18 protein-coding genes are annotated in these 17,918 nt (G+C 39.4%); 7 read left to right on the plus strand and 11 right to left on the minus strand.

Annotated features, from left to right (window positions below; genetic code table 11):
* Positions 1 to 385: 385 nt before the first annotated feature.
* The 3 genes from FS608_RS13060 to FS608_RS13070 form a co-directional block, all read right to left on the minus strand.
* Complete coding sequence (locus FS608_RS13060) at positions 386 to 586, minus strand: hypothetical protein (RefSeq protein WP_186328717.1); 201 nt, start codon at positions 584 to 586, stop codon at positions 386 to 388.
* 548 nt (positions 587 to 1,134) lie between these two features.
* Complete coding sequence (locus FS608_RS31770) at positions 1,135 to 1,200, minus strand: YjcZ family sporulation protein (protein WP_186328736.1); 66 nt, start codon at positions 1,198 to 1,200, stop codon at positions 1,135 to 1,137.
* 99 nt (positions 1,201 to 1,299) lie between these two features.
* Positions 1,300 to 1,524: a hypothetical protein gene (locus FS608_RS13070; RefSeq protein ID WP_144550678.1), complete on the minus strand. Its 225-nt coding sequence runs from the start codon at positions 1,522 to 1,524 to the stop codon at positions 1,300 to 1,302.
* A 446-nt stretch (positions 1,525 to 1,970) separates the two neighbouring features.
* On the opposite strand from FS608_RS13070, the gene FS608_RS13075 reads away from it, so the two are divergent.
* The 3 genes from FS608_RS13075 to FS608_RS13085 are packed head-to-tail and all read left to right on the plus strand — an operon-like array spanning position 1,971 to position 3,718.
* On the plus strand, positions 1,971 to 2,480 hold the full coding sequence (locus FS608_RS13075) for a hypothetical protein (RefSeq protein ID WP_144550680.1): 510 nt from the start codon (positions 1,971 to 1,973) through the stop codon (positions 2,478 to 2,480).
* Between the two features lies 1 nt (position 2,481).
* On the plus strand, positions 2,482 to 3,126 hold the full coding sequence (locus tag FS608_RS13080) for a PspA/IM30 family protein (RefSeq protein WP_144550682.1): 645 nt from the start codon (positions 2,482 to 2,484) through the stop codon (positions 3,124 to 3,126).
* 4 nt (positions 3,127 to 3,130) lie between these two features.
* The gene (locus FS608_RS13085; RefSeq protein ID WP_144550684.1) at positions 3,131 to 3,718 is read left to right on the plus strand and encodes an MFS transporter; all 588 of its coding nucleotides are present in this window, start codon (positions 3,131 to 3,133) and stop codon (positions 3,716 to 3,718) included.
* A 447-nt stretch (positions 3,719 to 4,165) separates the two neighbouring features.
* Here the strand turns inward: FS608_RS13085 and FS608_RS13090 are convergent, their stop codons facing one another.
* Positions 4,166 to 5,413 (minus strand): SH3 domain-containing protein, encoded by a 1,248-nt coding sequence (locus tag FS608_RS13090; RefSeq protein ID WP_186328718.1) that lies wholly within the window; start codon positions 5,411 to 5,413, stop codon positions 4,166 to 4,168.
* Between the two features lie 212 nt (positions 5,414 to 5,625).
* Entirely contained in the window at positions 5,626 to 5,907 is a 282-nt protein-coding gene (locus FS608_RS13095; RefSeq protein ID WP_144550686.1) for a hypothetical protein, read from the minus strand.
* Positions 5,908 to 6,108: 201 nt separating this feature from the next.
* Here FS608_RS13095 and FS608_RS13100 point away from each other — a divergent pair, with 201 nt between their 5' ends.
* Positions 6,109 to 7,491, plus strand: a complete 1,383-nt coding sequence (locus FS608_RS13100; RefSeq protein WP_144550687.1) for an L-cystine transporter — start codon at positions 6,109 to 6,111, stop codon at positions 7,489 to 7,491.
* A gap of 250 nt (positions 7,492 to 7,741) precedes the next feature.
* Positions 7,742 to 8,509 carry a hypothetical protein gene (locus tag FS608_RS13105; protein WP_144550688.1) on the plus strand — a complete coding sequence of 256 codons (768 nt, stop codon included), beginning with the start codon at positions 7,742 to 7,744 and terminating at the stop codon, positions 8,507 to 8,509.
* A 58-nt stretch (positions 8,510 to 8,567) separates the two neighbouring features.
* Here the strand turns inward: FS608_RS13105 and FS608_RS13110 are convergent, their stop codons facing one another.
* From FS608_RS13110 to FS608_RS13120, 3 genes are all read right to left on the minus strand, one after another.
* On the minus strand, positions 8,568 to 9,164 hold the full coding sequence (locus FS608_RS13110) for a class D sortase (protein WP_260871670.1): 597 nt from the start codon (positions 9,162 to 9,164) through the stop codon (positions 8,568 to 8,570).
* Positions 9,164 to 10,309 (minus strand): processed acidic surface protein, encoded by a 1,146-nt coding sequence (locus FS608_RS13115; protein WP_144550689.1) that lies wholly within the window; start codon positions 10,307 to 10,309, stop codon positions 9,164 to 9,166. The genes FS608_RS13110 and FS608_RS13115 overlap by 1 nt, the downstream gene beginning before the upstream one ends.
* A 297-nt stretch (positions 10,310 to 10,606) precedes the next feature.
* Complete coding sequence (locus tag FS608_RS13120; RefSeq protein ID WP_144550690.1) at positions 10,607 to 11,563, minus strand: MBL fold metallo-hydrolase; 957 nt, start codon at positions 11,561 to 11,563, stop codon at positions 10,607 to 10,609.
* A 196-nt stretch (positions 11,564 to 11,759) separates the two neighbouring features.
* Here FS608_RS13120 and FS608_RS13125 point away from each other — a divergent pair, with 196 nt between their 5' ends.
* Positions 11,760 to 12,482 (plus strand): DUF421 domain-containing protein, encoded by a 723-nt coding sequence (locus FS608_RS13125; RefSeq protein WP_144550691.1) that lies wholly within the window; start codon positions 11,760 to 11,762, stop codon positions 12,480 to 12,482.
* 90 nt (positions 12,483 to 12,572) lie between these two features.
* On the opposite strand, the gene FS608_RS13130 is transcribed toward FS608_RS13125, so the two are convergent.
* The gene (locus tag FS608_RS13130; protein WP_144550692.1) at positions 12,573 to 13,076 is read right to left on the minus strand and encodes a hypothetical protein; all 504 of its coding nucleotides are present in this window, start codon (positions 13,074 to 13,076) and stop codon (positions 12,573 to 12,575) included.
* Positions 13,077 to 13,412: 336 nt separating this feature from the next.
* Here FS608_RS13130 and FS608_RS13135 point away from each other — a divergent pair, with 336 nt between their 5' ends.
* A complete protein-coding gene (locus tag FS608_RS13135; RefSeq protein ID WP_144550694.1) occupies positions 13,413 to 14,897 on the plus strand; it encodes an aldehyde dehydrogenase family protein in 1,485 nt (494 codons plus the stop codon).
* A gap of 103 nt (positions 14,898 to 15,000) precedes the next feature.
* Here FS608_RS13135 and fdhF read toward each other — a convergent pair whose 3' ends face one another.
* A complete protein-coding gene (gene fdhF / locus FS608_RS13140; RefSeq protein WP_260871671.1) occupies positions 15,001 to 17,079 on the minus strand; it encodes a formate dehydrogenase subunit alpha in 2,079 nt (692 codons plus the stop codon).
* A gap of 22 nt (positions 17,080 to 17,101) precedes the next feature.
* Positions 17,102 to 17,896 (minus strand): formate dehydrogenase accessory sulfurtransferase FdhD, encoded by a 795-nt coding sequence (fdhD, locus tag FS608_RS13145; protein ID WP_144552107.1) that lies wholly within the window; start codon positions 17,894 to 17,896, stop codon positions 17,102 to 17,104.
* Positions 17,897 to 17,918: the final 22 nt, after the last annotated feature.

The raw sequence follows: 17,918 nt of genomic DNA on the forward strand, positions 1-17,918 counted from the left end.
GCACGCCGCCAGCGTTCGTCCTGAGCCAGGATCAAACTCTCCAAGAAAGTTGATTAGCTCATTTTGTTACGTTGGCTCATGCTCTTCATATTAATAGAAGAAACACGATTAATATTGTTTGTTTGCACGATTTTGTTTGTTTAGTTTTCAAAGAACAATACATCACTTTAATTAGCGACAGCGAAATTAATTTTAACATTTCGTCTCGTAGAAGTCAATTTCTTTTTTTAAATTAACTTCGCCGCCTCAGCGACAAGTAATAATATAACAAATAATCTGCATGTAAGTCAACTTCTTTTTACAAAAAAGTTTAAACATAAATAAAGTTTTTAAAAGCATCATATTCTAACTAATTTGCACCATAATGAATGGCTAGAACAATAGTTCAACACACCGTTGGGATATTCCTTCTTGCATTAACCTTCTTCCGATAGCTCAATAATAAAAAAAAAGCTGCCGAAGCAACTCCTGGTTTAACCATGCCCCCGTTAGCTGAACAACTCCATGGCTTATTTAAACGATTCATAATTTCCTTTGGATTAGAGATACCGTTCTCAATAAAAATAGTTGCCCAACCCTTAAACAATTTCATTTACTTCTTCAATCATATTTGAATTCAGGTGGGCTACTAGGCATATATCCAATCCAAGCTTTTACCCTGAGCATAAACTTGGTTATAAGTCTAATTTCAATAAGGAGTGAACCTCGAATTATGGTAAATACACGACAAATGCCATCTGCCCTGAATACCTGGGGTCTTGAAAATTGTATCTATCGTTTCACGTATTTGTGGCTTAGAAACGGAGACAATTTCTGGTTTTTTTTGACGACTATCGGGCATCAAAGAGCTTATGGCTATAGGTTTTTCGGCGGAAGATGGAATCAATATTCGGTTCCTTTAAGAGATATTGTTAACTTCCATTGTTCTCCTCCAACTCCAACTCCATATTAAAACACTGCGACTGACCTCCGTAATCGTATCGTTCAGTCTTACTTTAGAAGCGTTTGGGCTTTCGCATAATTAGAGATTGTTTTTTTGAATCGAATACTGTAATCACCAGATATCCTCCACCTGCGTGTTCCTTTTTAGTTTGTCAAAAGCCCCTTAAGGGCTTTTTTGCATTTTAATTAGAACTAGACCATTGCTCCTACGATAATCAGCAAGATAAATAAAACAACAATTTCAGCCATTTTCTCCATACCCAACAAGAAACAAGCGTTTCTGCTAATGCAGAAACACGCTTGTTTCACAGAAATTTCTGTTCCTTTTTATTTGAACGGCAAGTTTATTAACAAATTTTAATAAGGGTAGTGGTGGTGGTGGTGGTGGTATGGATCGTGATGATGATAGTACGGGTAATGATGATGATAGTACGGATAGTGATGATGGTAGTACGGGTAGTGTGGGTGCGGATGCGGATAGCCTGGAGCTCCAAAACCAAGTCCTGGTGCAAAACCAAAACCTGAGCCTGGTCCACCTAAACCAACCCTCTCATTATAGGCATTAAACATACAAGCATTCATCCTCCTCATTTCATTTTACACTAGAGCATATGCATGTTTGGGTTGAAGTTCTTGGGTATTTGTCTAGAATTTTAGAAGTTAAAGGACAAATGCCTTATCCAACAAATTATTTGGACTTTTAATTCAATACTAATAGCCTGTATTAAGTATAGTGCGACATATTGTTTTTATGTGCAGTCTTGCTTCATTTTGCACAGACCTAGGAATGGTAATTAGCATCGTAATTCTTTCTTCATTCATTCATCACTTACACGGACTCCTCATCAAGTGTATTCCTTTCAATGTTCTTTAACCTTGGGGGCTAATCCTTCCCAACCTGCTTCTCTAGCAAAAAGACTATTATTTTTCGTTAAGAAAATGTTAAGGCTCGTCAGGCATAATCAATCTTGTAAACAAGAAAACAACAAATGATAAATCATAAATTTCAATTAGGGAGGAACTTTAAAATGAAGAAAAAATGGTTATTCTGGCTTCCAGTTGGCGCAGCTACGATTTGGGCAGGTTCACATCTACTTCCGGGATTTGGGCACTTTGGCCACTTTGGCGGTCATGACATGATGCAGGCAGGTTCTGGACAAGGGATGATGCAAGGCGGTCGAGGCCCTGGCATGATGGGTCATGGAGGAAGGCATGGATTTGGGTTTGACTTTGGTTGGACAAGAACCCTTATCGGTGCGGGTATTACACTCTTTGGTATCTCCCTTCGCAAACATGCAGGAGATAAAGTTTGGAAAAAGTGGGCTGGTTACGGATTAATCGGTGTTGGCCTTGTCACAGCTTTAAAGGCATCCCTTCCGATTCTAGCAATTGGTGCAGGTGCTTACTGGTTGTATAAGAAAGTTGGCTCCTCTAAATCAAAAGAGTTCAGCCCCATCGGCTACACGGCACCAGTGGTCAACAACAACTCACAAATTTTGGATACATGGGAAAAGAATCTATCTAAGGAGGAAAAGTAAAATGGGTATTTTTAATCGAGTAAAAACAATTGTTATGGCAGATATACATGAAGTTCTGGATAAGGTGGAAGATCCAATCAGTTTAATGAATCAATACATGCGTGAATTGGACGAGCAGGTGGACCAGGCAAAGGATGCATTAGGGCAACAGTTGTACTTAGAAAAACGTCATGGGCTACTGGTGGCAGAGGCACAAGTTTTGGTTGCAAAACGCACTCGTCAAGCAGAGCTTGCTGTTGCAAACGGTGAGGACACCATCGCAAGGATTGCTCTTCAAGAAAAATTGAAAGAGGAAGCCAAGCTGAAACTCTATGCAGAGCAGTATGCGGCAATGAAACAGCAAACGTCTGCCCTCCGTGATCAAATTGATGTATTACTTGAAAAATACAACGAATTAGCAAACAGGCGTCTAGTGCTCCTCTCACGTGCAAATGCGGCAAAAGCACAAGAGCAGTTGCACGCAGCGATCGCTTCCTTCAATACGGACAATGCATTGAAGGGATTCAACCGAGTGGAAGATTATGTCCAGCAATTAGAGGCACAGGCCTTGGCTGGTTCCTACTTTATCCCGGCTGTTCCTCCTGTTAATTTGGAAATCCAGGAAGCAGTAGAACGTGAATTGGCCCAGTTAAAGGAAAGTAAGTAACATTATGAAGGAAACGAAAAAGAAGAGGAAAGGTTGGCGGCGGCGGCTCGGAGCTATTGTTTTAATCGCGGTATTGTTTCTAGGCTTGCAATATGTCAAACCTGGTGGAGTAACCCAAGCCTTTATTCAGGACACAATCAACCAATTTACTGATTTGATGAAAAACTTGGGGACCATTCTGAAATCAAATATGATTGAGCAGGGACAAGGTTATGTACCAGGCAGTGTAGCGGCAATGGTTTCACCCTTGAGCACACCGTTGGGGATAAGTGCTGATGAGTTCGTGTTGTTCAGTATTTTATTTGCTGCCATAACGTTAGCCGCTTTATCAGCAGGCTGGTACCTTCGTAAGTTTGGCAAGAAAAAATGGTTAGGCTATTGTCTTAGCTTCATTGGCTTTCTTCCCCTCTTACCGATCATGCTCGCTGGTACGCTTGTCTATTGGATGGGTAAAAAATATTGGATGGGTGGTAGAGTTCATCCGAAGAAGGAATCAGTAGAAACACGAAATCATCTGACAGTTGATAAAGGGTCAAGTCCTGTCGATGATTGGGAACAGGCTTTTAAGAGAATGGAGAAATTACAAGCATAGTGAATCTAGAAGCGCCGAAATACTGCTATATAGAGGTCTTCAGGCTGTCGAAAAACTTTCGGCAGCCTTTTTATTATTCTTTGTATTACACTTTATGGAAATTATTTCGATTTGAAATTACTTATGACATAATTTTTTATACTTATAACATATTTTAAGAGATTTATGACATATTTCAGGGTTTTAAAATAAATTCAATCTCTTCAAGGCTTCATTTCGATGTAAATCTACCTCTTAACCTATAAATCTCATGATTTTTTTAACGACCTAACCAGTCTATTGAGCGAATTATGATGTATAATGAGTCAATTTTCGGATTCTATCAGTGAATTTACTGGCTCAATCGGCGAATTTCTTAGTTCAATCGGCGAATTTTTGAGTTTAATCAGCGAATCTAATAAAACAACAACCCTCTAGAGAATGCCAAATACCTGTGTCTAACTCTATTTATTGAATAGAAAGTAAAGTCATTTGCTGCCCCCGTTTCCCTTCAAGGGTTAGGGTTACTTTTTGCCCAAAAAGTTCTACTAATTCCTTTATCAACCTTCCTGATGCTTTGGCAGTATACGAGTTTCCATCAGCCGTACTAAAACGAAATGTTCCATTAGTGTCTACGGCTTGAAGTTGCGCTGTTACTTTTAATTGATTCGTAGTAGCAGATTCACTATTGGCAGGGATGTTAATTTTTTGCCCAATTTTCAACTTGGTTGGGTCAACGGTTGGATTTAGTTCTTGAATGGATGAGACTGAGATATGTAAGCCTTTACTGATTTTCATAAACGTATCACCGGGCTTAATCACATACATGGATGAGCTTGGTTTTGTTGTTGCAGGTTTGTTCATAGTTAAGTAGGTTTCACTGACAAACGCCGCTTTGCCGTTGAATTGAATCTGCGCCCACCCTTTACTAGACGATTTCACCGACACACGATCGTTTAATTTCAACGTACCTACTTCCGCACCACTCGTAGAGGCAGCGTCTCTCACTTTTAATGTTGTCGCATTTACATACATCGTTTTGGCTTGAGTGATAGCTGGCTTCGTCGTTTCACCTGGTGTGGTAAGATAACTAGCACTCACAAAACAAACTCTTCCTTTGATCAGAATGCCTGCCCAACCGTTTTCGACGAATGAAACCTTGACAACTTCCCCTTTTTTATAGGTTCCTATAATACTACTTTTTGTCGTCGGGTTTGACCGAACATTTAGAGTTGTGGCATTCACCGTTCTATTATGTACTTTTGGTAAAAGAATTTTTTTCCCGTTAATGGATGTCAGCCCATTTGCTTCTAAAATTTCTTGTACGGTGACTCCATGTGCCGCCGCAATCGCTTCGATTTTTTCGCCGCTTTTTACCTGATATGTATATTCCTGAATAAACGCCGCATTGGCTGTGCTGGCAAAAAAGCTAAGGACAACGGTAAAAATCCCCGTCACGACTAGTTTTTTTACTGGGCTATTTTGAATCATTTGGTTAACCTGTGACACATATGTATTCCAATTCGCACGAATATCTTTTAGGAATCCTTTGATATCCAATACATTGCGAATATCAAAATAACTGACTCTTTGCTCATATTCACGTTTTTCCATCCTCGAAGTGAACTCTGGTGCACTTTTTGTTTGCTTGCTTTTTCCATGAGTCTCTTTCCTGTTACGAGCTAATTCACCATTCACAAATAAATCGTTAGTCATATTCACTTTTTCACCTATTCCCTCTTGTCGCTGTCTTAATGGGAAGATCATGTGTCAAACACTAAATGCGGCCCATGACTATTTACCTCCCTCTGTAAGATTCGACAACATCCCGCATTTTCTGACCATATTTTAGCGATATAAGAAAATTTTGGAGTAAAAAGTAAAAGAACCGATAGAAATATCGGTTCGCACATGTGATTTTCGTATGGTTACCTATCCTTTGCTCTATGGTAAAGAGCAACAATTATATCAATATTATTATCAATAAAGTTCAGACGTTCTCTTGAAACCTGGGACCATTCACCAGATAGATGGCTTGCCGATAAGATATGTCTGATGCTAAATGTATAGGTGTGATGCAATTCTGCAATCACGTAGCTAACGCCAGCATGCGGCTCCTTACGCATAATGCTTTCGACATCATCTTTTAACCAGTCTGGTGCCACCTCAAGAGATTTCCTTAACAATAGTTCATACTCTTCATTAAACATGACTTCACCTCCTGATCTAATTTCCCATGTTTTTTATCATACAACATCTAGAGTTATACTCCTAATCGGTATCCTTTTCCAACAATCATCTTAAGGCCGTCCCGGCGGCTTTTCTATTTTTTATAATTCCGACTTGACCGATTGGAATAATCATATTATAGTATTTTTTAAATATAAATAATCGTTATAGGGGGATTAAAGATGGATACTATCCTGATTATCATTAATATTGCCGTTTTCCTACTGCTTGTCCTTGGATTGTTCGCGATGCAGAAAAAGCATGTGTCTTTTTCTAAGCGTGTTTTTACTGCACTAGGATTGGGGATTGTTTTTGGATTTATCATTCATCTTATTTATGGGACAACCTCCAACATTACGGTAAAATCCATTGATTGGTTTGCGATCGTTGGAACTGGGTATGTAAAACTACTGCAAATGGTTGTCATGCCGCTTGTGTTTATTTCAATTGTTGGAGCATTTACAAAATTTAAGTTGACTAAAAATATCGGAAAGATAAGTTTCCTTGTGATTGCCATTCTTCTTGGAACGACAGCTATTTCTGCAGCAATTGGAATTGGTTCCGCGCTAGGATTTGGCCTGGATGGAATTGAACTAAATCAAGGAGATGCCGAAGCCGCTCGAAATGCTGAGTTGGAACAAAAAGTAGTGGGCGTTCAAGACATGACAATTCCACAGCAAATCATCGAGTTGTTCCCAAGTAATCCATTTGCGGATCTAACGGGTGCCCGCCCAACCTCTACGATCGCCGTTGTTATTTTTGCCGCGATTGTTGGGATGGCTTACCTTGGAGTAAAGCGAAAAGATCCTGAGCATGGCGAGTTTTTTGCCAAAATCATTGATACGTTTTACGCGATTATCATGAGGGTCGTCACACTTATTCTTCGCCTTACTCCATATGGTGTACTTGCGTTAATTACGAAAGTGATGGCGATGAGTGATTATGCAGCGATCGCAAAATTAGGGAAGTTTGTCATTGCATCTTATGTGGCATTAATTGCGATGTTTGTGGTGCATCTGCTGCTCCTCTTACTAGCAAAATTAAGTCCTGTAAACTATGTGAAAAAAGCATTGCCTGCACTAACATTTGCCTTTACTTCTCGTACAAGTGCTGGGACATTACCTTTAAATATAAAAACACAAACAAAAGACTTTGGTGTATCGGAAGGGATTGCTAACTTTGCCGCATCATTCGGACTTTCCATCGGCCAAAACGGATGTGCTGGTATTTACCCAGCGATGTTAGCCGTCATGGTTGCACCTTCTGCGGGCATCAATCCGTTAAGCCCATCATTTATCATTACTCTTATTTTAGTAGTTGCGATTAGTTCATTTGGGGTTGCTGGTGTTGGCGGTGGAGCCACATTTGCCGCATTAATCGTTCTATCCGTATTAAACCTGCCAATTGCCATTGTCGGACTATTAATCTCAGTTGAACCTTTAATTGATATGGGACGTACCGCTTTGAATGTCAGCGGAAGCATGACCGCCGGCGTGCTGACTGGCAAGATCACAGGGGAATTAGAAAATGAAGTCTACCAACAGCCTAGAGTCATCGAAGCTTAATAGAATGTACTGGATAGCCTTAATAGGGCTGTCCTTTTTTTGTTTATAGACCACAGGGACAGACAGTTTTAGTAGTCATCACTTTCACCTCAAAATAGTCTCAAAACCGTTCTTGTGTTTTTTTGAGTTACTCGTGGACTGCCGCAGCTACCAACTTATAAACAATTCAATATATAGAGGATAATTTACTTTTAAGGTGAATAAGTAATAAAAAATGATTAGTTAAAAGGGAACGAAGATCGGGGGTAAAATGGAAACTGGTATCGGAAACTTTATGAAAAGAAAATTGATTGCAACAAGTGTTTCCACTATTGTTACGACGGGACTGTTATTGTTTTTCAGCATTCAAGATAGTCCTGAAGGAGTATATAATCAAGGAAATCAATTCATTGGTTGGTTTTTATTTTTTTTAATTTATATTGGAGTTATTGTCCTCATTTACGGAAATCTGGTGTCTATTGGAGTAGCGTATATCCAAAGAAAGTGGTTTAGGCCGCAAGATTGGTTATATGTATTCATTGTTGGTGCATTTGGATCGGTAATCGGAGTAGTTCTAGAAGAGAAGACATTTACCTATTATGGTATGCTAGCTGCATTCCTGTATGCAGTGATTGATAAGTGGCTATATAAATGGGCGTCAAAGAACAAACGTGTGAAAATGCTTTTTCTTGTTCCACTTGCTTTCCTATTCATGGCTTGGGGATATTTACAATTAATTTCTCCTCCATTTACAAAAGAAAGTGCCGTTGAATACGCCACTTCTGATTCTGAAGGTACTACCATAGAAAAATTCCCTAAAAAAATAGGAAAATGGGAAGGCACTATTGATGGATATCAAGTAAAAAGAGAAACGAGTGTCCAAGAAAAGGAAGATGAGGTTTATATGGTTACCTTTACGGAAAATTGGAGTAAGGGAAAGGTCAAAGGTTATTGGAGTTTATCTTATCAAGTAGAACCAGGATCTTCATCGCCTAGTGGCGAAAAAGGCACAATGCCACCATACTACGAAAACAATTAATTCGAACCTTATACAAAAAATCAATCCTTACTTAGTAAGGATTGATCCATTTAAAATCCTAGTTAGAGCTAATTAAATCTGCGATTAAAATATAGCGCTGCGGTGCGTTTCCAATGTATGAAAATGGATAACAGGTCGTAACCGTCAGAGTTGCCCTCGGTTTAGGGACAATCACGGTCCGATCATCGGCATCAACAATTCGTGTTCTTCTTACTTTATAGGTAAACTTGCCCGCAGATGTCCTTACTATGAACAAATCGCCTTTTCCGATTTTTCCCAGCTGTCTAAACACCGTATCCCTGTGTCCTGAAAGAACGGAATTATCCTTTTCACCAGGCAGCACGCTACCTGCAAAATGGCCGACTCCTTTTTCCAGTTCATCTTCATTTGCCCCATGAAAAATCGGCAAGGTCTTAGAAAGCTTCGGGATTTCAAGATCTCCAATCCGATCCCCTATGTTGTAACGGACTGAATAAAGAGACTTCGAACCAACTTTTTCTTGTACTACTTTGGGTGCTATTTTTTCCTGTTTAGGTTGGAATTGACCCTCATTTGTTTTTTGAAAAAAGGGCTTGATGTTTGATAACACCATCCCTAATCCTACAAGGACTAGGAAGATGCTCATCCACTTTCGAGCCGGAATTTTCCTTTCCATTAGGCTTGCTCTTTCCTCTGACGGTAAAAAGCGGCACCTACTAGAACCAATAATGAACCAACCAGTACCCACTCGATATAATGGCCAGCTGTATTTGGAAGTTTACCACCTTTAATCGTTCGTGGCTGCTTTTCCTTTGTGCTTTTTACAGCCGTTTCGATTTTTTTCACATCTTTAACCGTTTCATCTATTAATTCCGAATTAAGCATGTCTGCAGGGAATAATACATCTGCAAGAAACTTACCCTGATTATTATAAAGCTCAATTAACAAGCCATAACCTTGAGCATCCTTCATCTTGACAAGCTCATTCATAGTAACTGGTTTCTTTTTACTGTCTTTTACTAGATAAAACTTCGGCTTTAATTCAACGATGTTAAAGATTTCGTCTACAATGCTGGCCAACTCAACAGCCTGTTCAGTTGTAAGCTCGCTGGCCGTTTCTAAATCAACAAATGGTTCAAGGCGATTCTGAAATGATGCCATTTTTTCTTGAACCATCGCTTCATCTAGTTTGAGGCTTTCAAAATGGGCCATCATTGCCATGACTTCGGTTTCTGTAATACCTATTTCGGAAACAATATCCTCTATTCCATTTCCGCCCAAATACAAAGCTACCGCCATATCCAAATCTTCAATCGTTTCATAATTGTCCAGTGAATCATCATTTTTTTTCAATAAATCCTTCAATTCCTGAAGGGTCAAATCATAATCTCCAAGCAGTTCCTTGAGGTTTTCATCTGTAATCGGGGTGCCAGTTTCTTCTGTATAGTAAAAAACAGTATCATCAAGGGCATATATATATCGAAAGACATCCCTAATATTTTCACCTTTTTCCATTTCCCCGTTTTCAATAAGGAAATCAACAAGGTCTGCTTCATTTTGAAACTCGTATTCTTTTATTAATTCCTGTAGATTTTCTTCTGTAATTGGCTCACCTAGTGTTTCTTTTAATTCATCAATCGTAGAAAAATCTTTCAAGCTCATATCATAGTAATATTCCAGATAGGAGTCTAGATCTTCTTCTGTCCACTTCGTTTCGGTTAAAAATGCATTTAACTCATCTGGTGCGACTGCATTACCAACAGCTGGAAAACAGCCAAACAGAAGGACGACTGCCAATAAAATCCTTTGAAATTTCTTCACTTTTTATTTCCCCCTATATTTTTTAGAAAAAAAGTGTTCCAACTATGTATTTTAGAGGAAAGATGAGGAAAGATATAGTGTTATATTTATGAAAATAACTTTGGTGTATCCTTTTTTTGTTTTATCTGCCACTAGCCTATTCTTCCAAAAAAACACAAAAAAATCCAGGCGTTCAATCCTGGATCAAGTCATTATTTTTCCCTCTTAAGCTACTTGTTTCATAAAAACCCCGTCATTTTTATAACTATTTTACAATTTCTTCATTTGGCGAATCTAGCATTTAATAATTTTTATCCGCTATTTAGTGATTAATTCATAAACCTTTTTCAAGTTTTCTTTAAAATATGTAGTGAAGTACCAATCTTGATACGCTTTTGGCACTAAAATATCATCAATGCTTCTCTTACATTGGACGGCTTCCGCAACCATTGCCATTATATCGTTTATGTAACCCTTCACCTCATGAAGATCTTTCATTGTGCACACTTCGCCATGCCCCGGTATGATTTTAAGAATATCCAGTTGTTCGACCCGCTCTAAAATAGTTAGCCATTCCTGTGGATTTGCATTAAACATGACTGGATGATGCTTCGAAAGCACGAGATCCCCCATTACAGCCATTTTTTCTTCAGGCAAGTACACAAATGCGTCACTTAGAGTATGACCTCCACCATACGTGATAAGCTGCACGGTCCGCTCACTACCGTAAATCCTCATCTGTTGATCAAAAGTGATTGTTGGTAGTGTATATTCCAATTTGGGAAGTATTTTCATGTACTCACGATCACTCGCAACTTCCCATTGCATTTCCATTTTTAGCTTTTCATCGGTCTCTTGTTGTAATTTCTCCTCGAATGCATCGATTGCCTGATATATCGGTTCCGGGTTTGCCAACTGCTGGCGTAACCTGTTCTGTCCAACTGTAGCCATAATTTCACGTGTAGTAGCTGTAGAAATTATTTGTGCGTTGGGGCTAAACACTTGATTTCCGCTTGTATGGTCACTGTGCCAATGTGTGTTGATGACATAGGATACGGAATTTCCAGTGAGGTGTATAGCAGCGGCCTGCAAATCCTCCGCAGCCTGTATAGTTGTGAAGGTATCGACCACAAGCGTTGAATCCCCTAGATCAATGATGGCTGCATTCCCTAGAGAACCTGTTCCAGGAATAGAGATTGCGGCAAATACCCCTTCAGCAACTTCATTCAGCCGAAAATGTTTCGATCCCTTGAATGTTTCCAATCTTTTTTTCATTCGTTATCACTCCTCCCAAAGATTAGACGATTTTATAATAGTGAAGTTTCACCGAGACCATCTGAACACACGAACCTCTATATAAAAACAATAACTATCCCTACGGTCACCGAACAACATAACATTTCTAAGTTTATTCCTGCTTAGACTAGGGATAATGGTAGTAAGGATTAAGGGAGGAGGCTAGTACTAAAACGTGACATTTTTAAATGATTATTTATGGACACCTTTTATGGTGTTTTCTTTAGGCTTTTTATTGGTGAAATTTGCTGGAAAGAGGTCAGTTGCGCAAATGACGGCCTTCGACCTCATGTTTATACAGATTATGGGAACGGCCATCACTGAACCCATTGTTTCCAAAAACAACTGGTCAGCTGCTTGGTATTCTTTTGCAATTGCTCTTTTATATATCATTTTATCGAGACTGGCATTAGTCAACAAGTTGAAGTATTGGATTTCTCACAGCCCTACTGTTTTAATTCGGGGCGGCGATATTGACGAAAAGGGATTAGGAAGAGTTCGATTAACGGTGGATGAGCTTCAAGGTATCCTTCGAACCAAGGGATTTACCAGTATATTAGATGTGGAGATGGCGGTTATGGAGGAGTCTGGGCAGGTAAGCATCATCCCCAAGTCTGTTAAAAGACCCTTACAACCCAGCGATCTAAATCTTCAGCCTAGCCCTACCTTTATATCGATCCCATTAATAATGGACGGGGATATCATCCATCATAATTTAAAGTTCGTTCATAAAAATTTGAATTGGCTGTACTCTCAAATGATGAATCATCATCTCAGAGAAGAAGATCTACATAAAATTACATTAGCTACTTATAATCAAAAAGGTAAAGTTGAGTTTGACATTATAAAAGACCGTGATAATAGTATTCATTCTTATAAACCTGGGAACGAGAACTAAGCATGTAAAAACCAACAGCGACAAGGTGGATTTCACTTGTCGCTGTTTTTGTGGAACTAAGATAACCCGTTTTTATAGGTATCACGCAATTTATTCGGTTAACCATTGATAAATTTCTAATGTGGTTTTCTCGATATTATTTTGCCCGCCCAAATAAAACAGTGGCGTTTCCTTTTTACTCAATTCCTTCATTATTTTTTTATAAAATGAATGGGCAAATATCGTTGTATTAATAAAGACTGCATCGACTCTTTTGATCTTTGAAATATCTCTGTTCTTTTCATCAACTTCAAAAAATTCAATGGTCGGGAACACCTCTTTTAATTTTTGCTGCCAATTGAGGGAGCCGCCAATAATAATTATTTTCATAGAACGTATATACTCATTCATTGTATTTAAAGATGGAGCGTTATTATCTGTTTTTTCTTCCCGATAGACATAATTTCGAAGGGCATACACCTCTTCTGTATAATCATCCATATTTTCAATTTGCTGTTCTAATTGACGTATTTTGGTGTTAGCCTCACGAAGGGCCCGTGTTAAACCTTCCACTTCTTCCTGTTGTTTTAACCGACATGTTTTCTCACGCCTCATTCGTTGGTTTACATTCTAGAAGGGATCACTCAAATTAATCATGTATTGAGAAAAATTGTAATCTATGATTTTGTAAACCACAATGACTTTTGTTAAGTTTCATTAAGTTTTTTTGAGTTTTGTTGAGTTTCGTTAAGTTTTGTTGATATTTATCTATATATGGATAGTTTCGATGGTTAAATCAAGCGTAATTGACTGTTTATAGCGAATCTTATCAGAATTTTTATATAACTTATTGTTGTTTTTCATATTTTCATAGTGTTATCATTTTCCATGGAAACACTTCCCAGTCTATTCACTAAAGGAAAGAAAAACTTATATTTTAGGAGGAATTATATGACTCAATTAACAGTCGCTCTAAAAGAAAAGGTAGAAAAGTTCCTAAGTGGGAAGAAAAAATTATTTATTAATGGTGAATTTGTTGAAAGCAAGTCACAAAAAACTTTTGATACATATAACCCGGCAACCGGAGAGGTATTAGCATGTGTTTATGAAGCAGGTGCAGCAGATATTGACCTTGCTGTAAAAGCTGCACGTAAAGCATTTGATGAAGGTCCATGGTCGAAAATGAGCGCTGCTAATAGAAGCCGGCTTATGTACAAGCTTGCCGATTTGATGGAGGAAAACAGTGAGGAACTAGCCCAATTAGAGACTTTGGATAACGGCAAGCCCATTCGAGAAACAACTAATGCAGATATTCCTTTGGCAGTCGAGCATATGCGATATTATGCAGGCTGGTCTACGAAGATTGTTGGACAAACCATTCCTGTTAATGGACCATTCTTAAACTATACACGTCATGAAGCTGTGGGCGTAGTTGGGCAAATTATTCCTTGGAATTTCCCTCTATTAATGGCCATGTGGAAGCTCGGAGCTGCACTTGCAACTGGCTGTACCATTGTTCTAAAGCCAGCAGAGCAAACTCCACTATCAGCGCTTTACTTAGCTGAATTAATTCAGGAAGCCGGATTCCCAGAAGGTGTTGTCAACATCGTTCCTGGTTTTGGAGAAACGGCAGGTCAGCCGCTTGTTGACCATCCTTTAGTGGATAAAATTGCTTTTACTGGTTCTACTGAAGTCGGAAAATCGATCATGTCAAACGCCTCTAAAACATTGAAACGAGTAACACTTGAGCTTGGAGGAAAATCACCAAACATCATCCTTCCTGATGCTGATTTAACCAAGGCAATTCCAGGTGCGCTTAACGGTGTTATGTTCAACCAGGGTCAGGTTTGCTGTGCCGGTTCCCGCGTGTTCATTCAAAAGAAATACTTTGATAATGTGGTTGCTGATATGGCTTCACATGCTAAAACGATTAGACAAGGTGCCGGAATTCATGCGGATACAGAAATTGGACCGCTCGTTTCATCCGAGCAGCAAAACCGTGTCCTTAGCTATATTGAAAAGGGACTAAACGAAGGTGCACAGCTTGTAGTGGGCGGTGATCGTCCTCAGGAGCAGGGTTACTTTGTCTCCCCTACTATTTTTGCCGATGTACGCGATGAAATGACGATTGCCAAGGAAGAAATCTTTGGACCTGTTATTTCCGCCATGCCATATGACGATTTGGATGAATTAATTAATCGTGCGAACAATAGCGAATATGGATTGGCAGCTGGCGTGTGGACACGCGATGTCGCTAATGCACATTATATTGCAAACAAGCTCCGCGCAGGAACTGTTTGGGTAAACTGCTACAATGCATTTGATGCTGCTTCACCGTTTGGCGGATATAAGCAATCCGGTATTGGGCGTGAAATGGGATCCTATGCCCTTAATAACTATACAGAAGTTAAGAGTGTCTGGATTTCAATGCAGTAACACCATGGTCCTTACTCATAGTGAGCTGCCCCCTTTGCTAATGCAAGGGGGTTCTCACTTTTCGAGGTCTAATGTTCTAGCACTGCTACTGAGCTTCAGGAAGCTATGATTTCTCCTCTTGTTTTTCAATTTTTATCGCGCATGCCTTAAACTCAGCTGTTCCGGCAAGTGGATCACTAGCAGGATTGGTTAATAGATTTGTATTTGCCTGATCTGGAAAATGAAATGTCATAAATACTAATCCTCTTGGCTGCCTATTGCTTACTCTTATTTTCGTGATAATACTTCCTCTTCTGGAGCTTACCCTGACCGGATCACCATCGTTAAATCCATATTGAGCTGCGTCATCTGGATGAATTTCTACCGCTTCCTCCGCATTCTTCACCTTCTTATAATTACTCGTTTGTACCCCAGTATTATAAAATTGGAGTCGGCGTCCTGTTGTCAGCATCAAAGGATATTCCTCATCTGGCACCTCCGCTGGCGGCTGGTAATGGGTAGGCATAAATGTCGCTTTCATGCCTACATCTTTTGACCATAAGCGGCTATGGAGAAATAATGTGCCTGGATGATTTTTATCAGGACACGGCCATTGCAGACCTCCTTCTTCATCCATTCGCTTATACGTTACCCCGGCAAAATTAGGTGCTAGCAGGCGAATTTCCTCCCAAATTGCCTCCGCTGACTCGTACTTCCAGTTAGCGCCCATCTTATTAGCAATATCCTGCACGATCTCATGATCATGACGGGATATGCCCGGCCCTTTTAATGCAGGACGGACTCGTTGGATACGGCGTTCAGAATTGATCATTGTCCCATCGTTTTCAGCCCATCCATTTGCTGGCAGAACTACATCAGCCAGCATCGCGGTCTTTGTCATCAAAATATCTTGAACTACTAAAAAATCAAGATTCTCAAAAATCTTCTGGATCCGATTTCCATCGGCATCTGATTGTACAGGATTTTCGCCAATCACATAAAGGTATTTAATTTCTTTCTTTTCCATTGCATCTAGCATTAATGTCTGATGTTTTCCCATCTTTTCAGGAACGGGTACACCCCATACTTGTTCATGGAGCTTCCTGCCTTCTGGATCATTGAAATTCCAGCCGCCGACAAGGCGATTTGGCAATGCTCCCATATCTCCGCCGCCCTGTACATTATTTTGTCCACGCAACGGATTTAGACCAGAACCATATTTTCCAATATGACCGGTTAATAACGCTAAGTTAACCAGAGCAAAGACATTTTCCGTTCCGTTATGGTGTTCTGTTATGCCTAACGTCCAGCAAATCGTTGCTTTCTCAGCGGCAGCATACAGGCGGGCAATTTCGCGAATATCTTCAGCTGGTATACCCGTAATTTTTTCAGCATATTCCGGCGTATATTGCTGGACGGCTTCTTTATAAAGTTCAAATTGTTTCGTGGCATTTTTAATAAAATCCTTATGCACTAAATCCTCTTCAATAATGACATACCCCATCGCATTCGCAAGGGCAATATCCGTTCCCACCCGAACAGGTAAATACTTATAAGCTAGCTTTACTTGATCGATTCGGCGAGGGTCGATCACAACCATTTTTGTACCATTTTTTATCCCGCGACGCATATGATTAAAAATGATTGGGTGACATTCCTGGGTATTGCTTCCCCAAACAAGAATGACATCCGTATTTTCTAACTCATCATAGGACCCTGTTGCTGCACCCGTACCAAACACAGTCACCAGACCGGTGACACTAGGAGCATGTCACGTTCGGTTGCAGCTATCAATATTATTTGTGCCGATGACCGTACGCATAAATTTGCCAACAAGATAGTTTAGCTCATTCGTCGATCTGGAAGAACTGAAGCAGCCAAATGCATCTGGCCCCTCCTTCTCTTTTAGGGCTGAAAATTTCTCAGCTATCAGTGTCAAGGCTTCATCCCAGCTAGCAGGCATAAGCTTTCCATTTTTTCGAATGAGTGGCTCTGTTAATCTTCTATCACTATGGATGTACTCCCAGCCGAGTGCACCCTTGACACAGGTTTCTCCATGACTTGATGGATTTTCTTTATGACCTTTCACTTTACTGATTTTTTCATTTTCCACCTCAACATCAAGACCACATCCAGTTCCACAGAAACTGCAAATGGTTTCAACACGTTTTACATGAGTTTCTATGACAATTCCCCCTCTCAATTAACCTTGTTTTCTCGTAAACTCAAGGTTCAACAATTCTATCTAGTCGAGTATAAACATTTAACGAATGTTTTCTTATAAAACCAACCGTAGTAATGCCTAATTCTTCTGCAAGTTCGAGTGCTAATTCTGTAGGAGCTGATTTGGATAAAACAACCTCACACCCAATTTTGGCCACCTTTGCTAGAATTTCAGAGGAAAGACGTCCGCTAAAAACAATCACTTTATCTCTTAATGAAATTTGATTACGTAGACAATATCCATATATTTTGTCCAGTGCATTATGTCGACCGATATCTACACGGGAAAGAATGATTCCGTCTTTGGTACATAGAGAAGCATTATGAACTCCTCCTGTTTCGATAAACTCACTTGAGCTTTTTTGCATTTCCTCCATTAGATGAAAACATTCTTTATATGTTATTTTTACGTGAACGTCTTTAAATTTGCGTGACATTTTAACATCATTGAAAAAAACAAATCCCTGTCTGCTCTTTCCACAACAAGAGGTTATATATCTTTTTGAGTGGAATTTTTCATAAAAATGATTCACGTAGTTGGTTTTAACATGGGCAAATCCTTCTTTTACTTGAATCCAAATATCATCAATGTCCTCAAAACCTCTGATTACCCCTTCTGATACTAAAAAACCAATGACCATATCCTCTATATATTCAGGGGTACAGACTAGTGTCGCAAATTCATTTTGATTTAACTTGATGGTGATCGGATGTTCGGTAACAATAGAATCTTCTATTTCTTCAATGTTCCCATGTGTATAACGGGTAATAGTTCGTTTAATAATTGTATTCTTCACTTCCACTAGTTCACTCCCCGTA

The organism is Bacillus sp. X1(2014) (assembly GCF_007678255.1).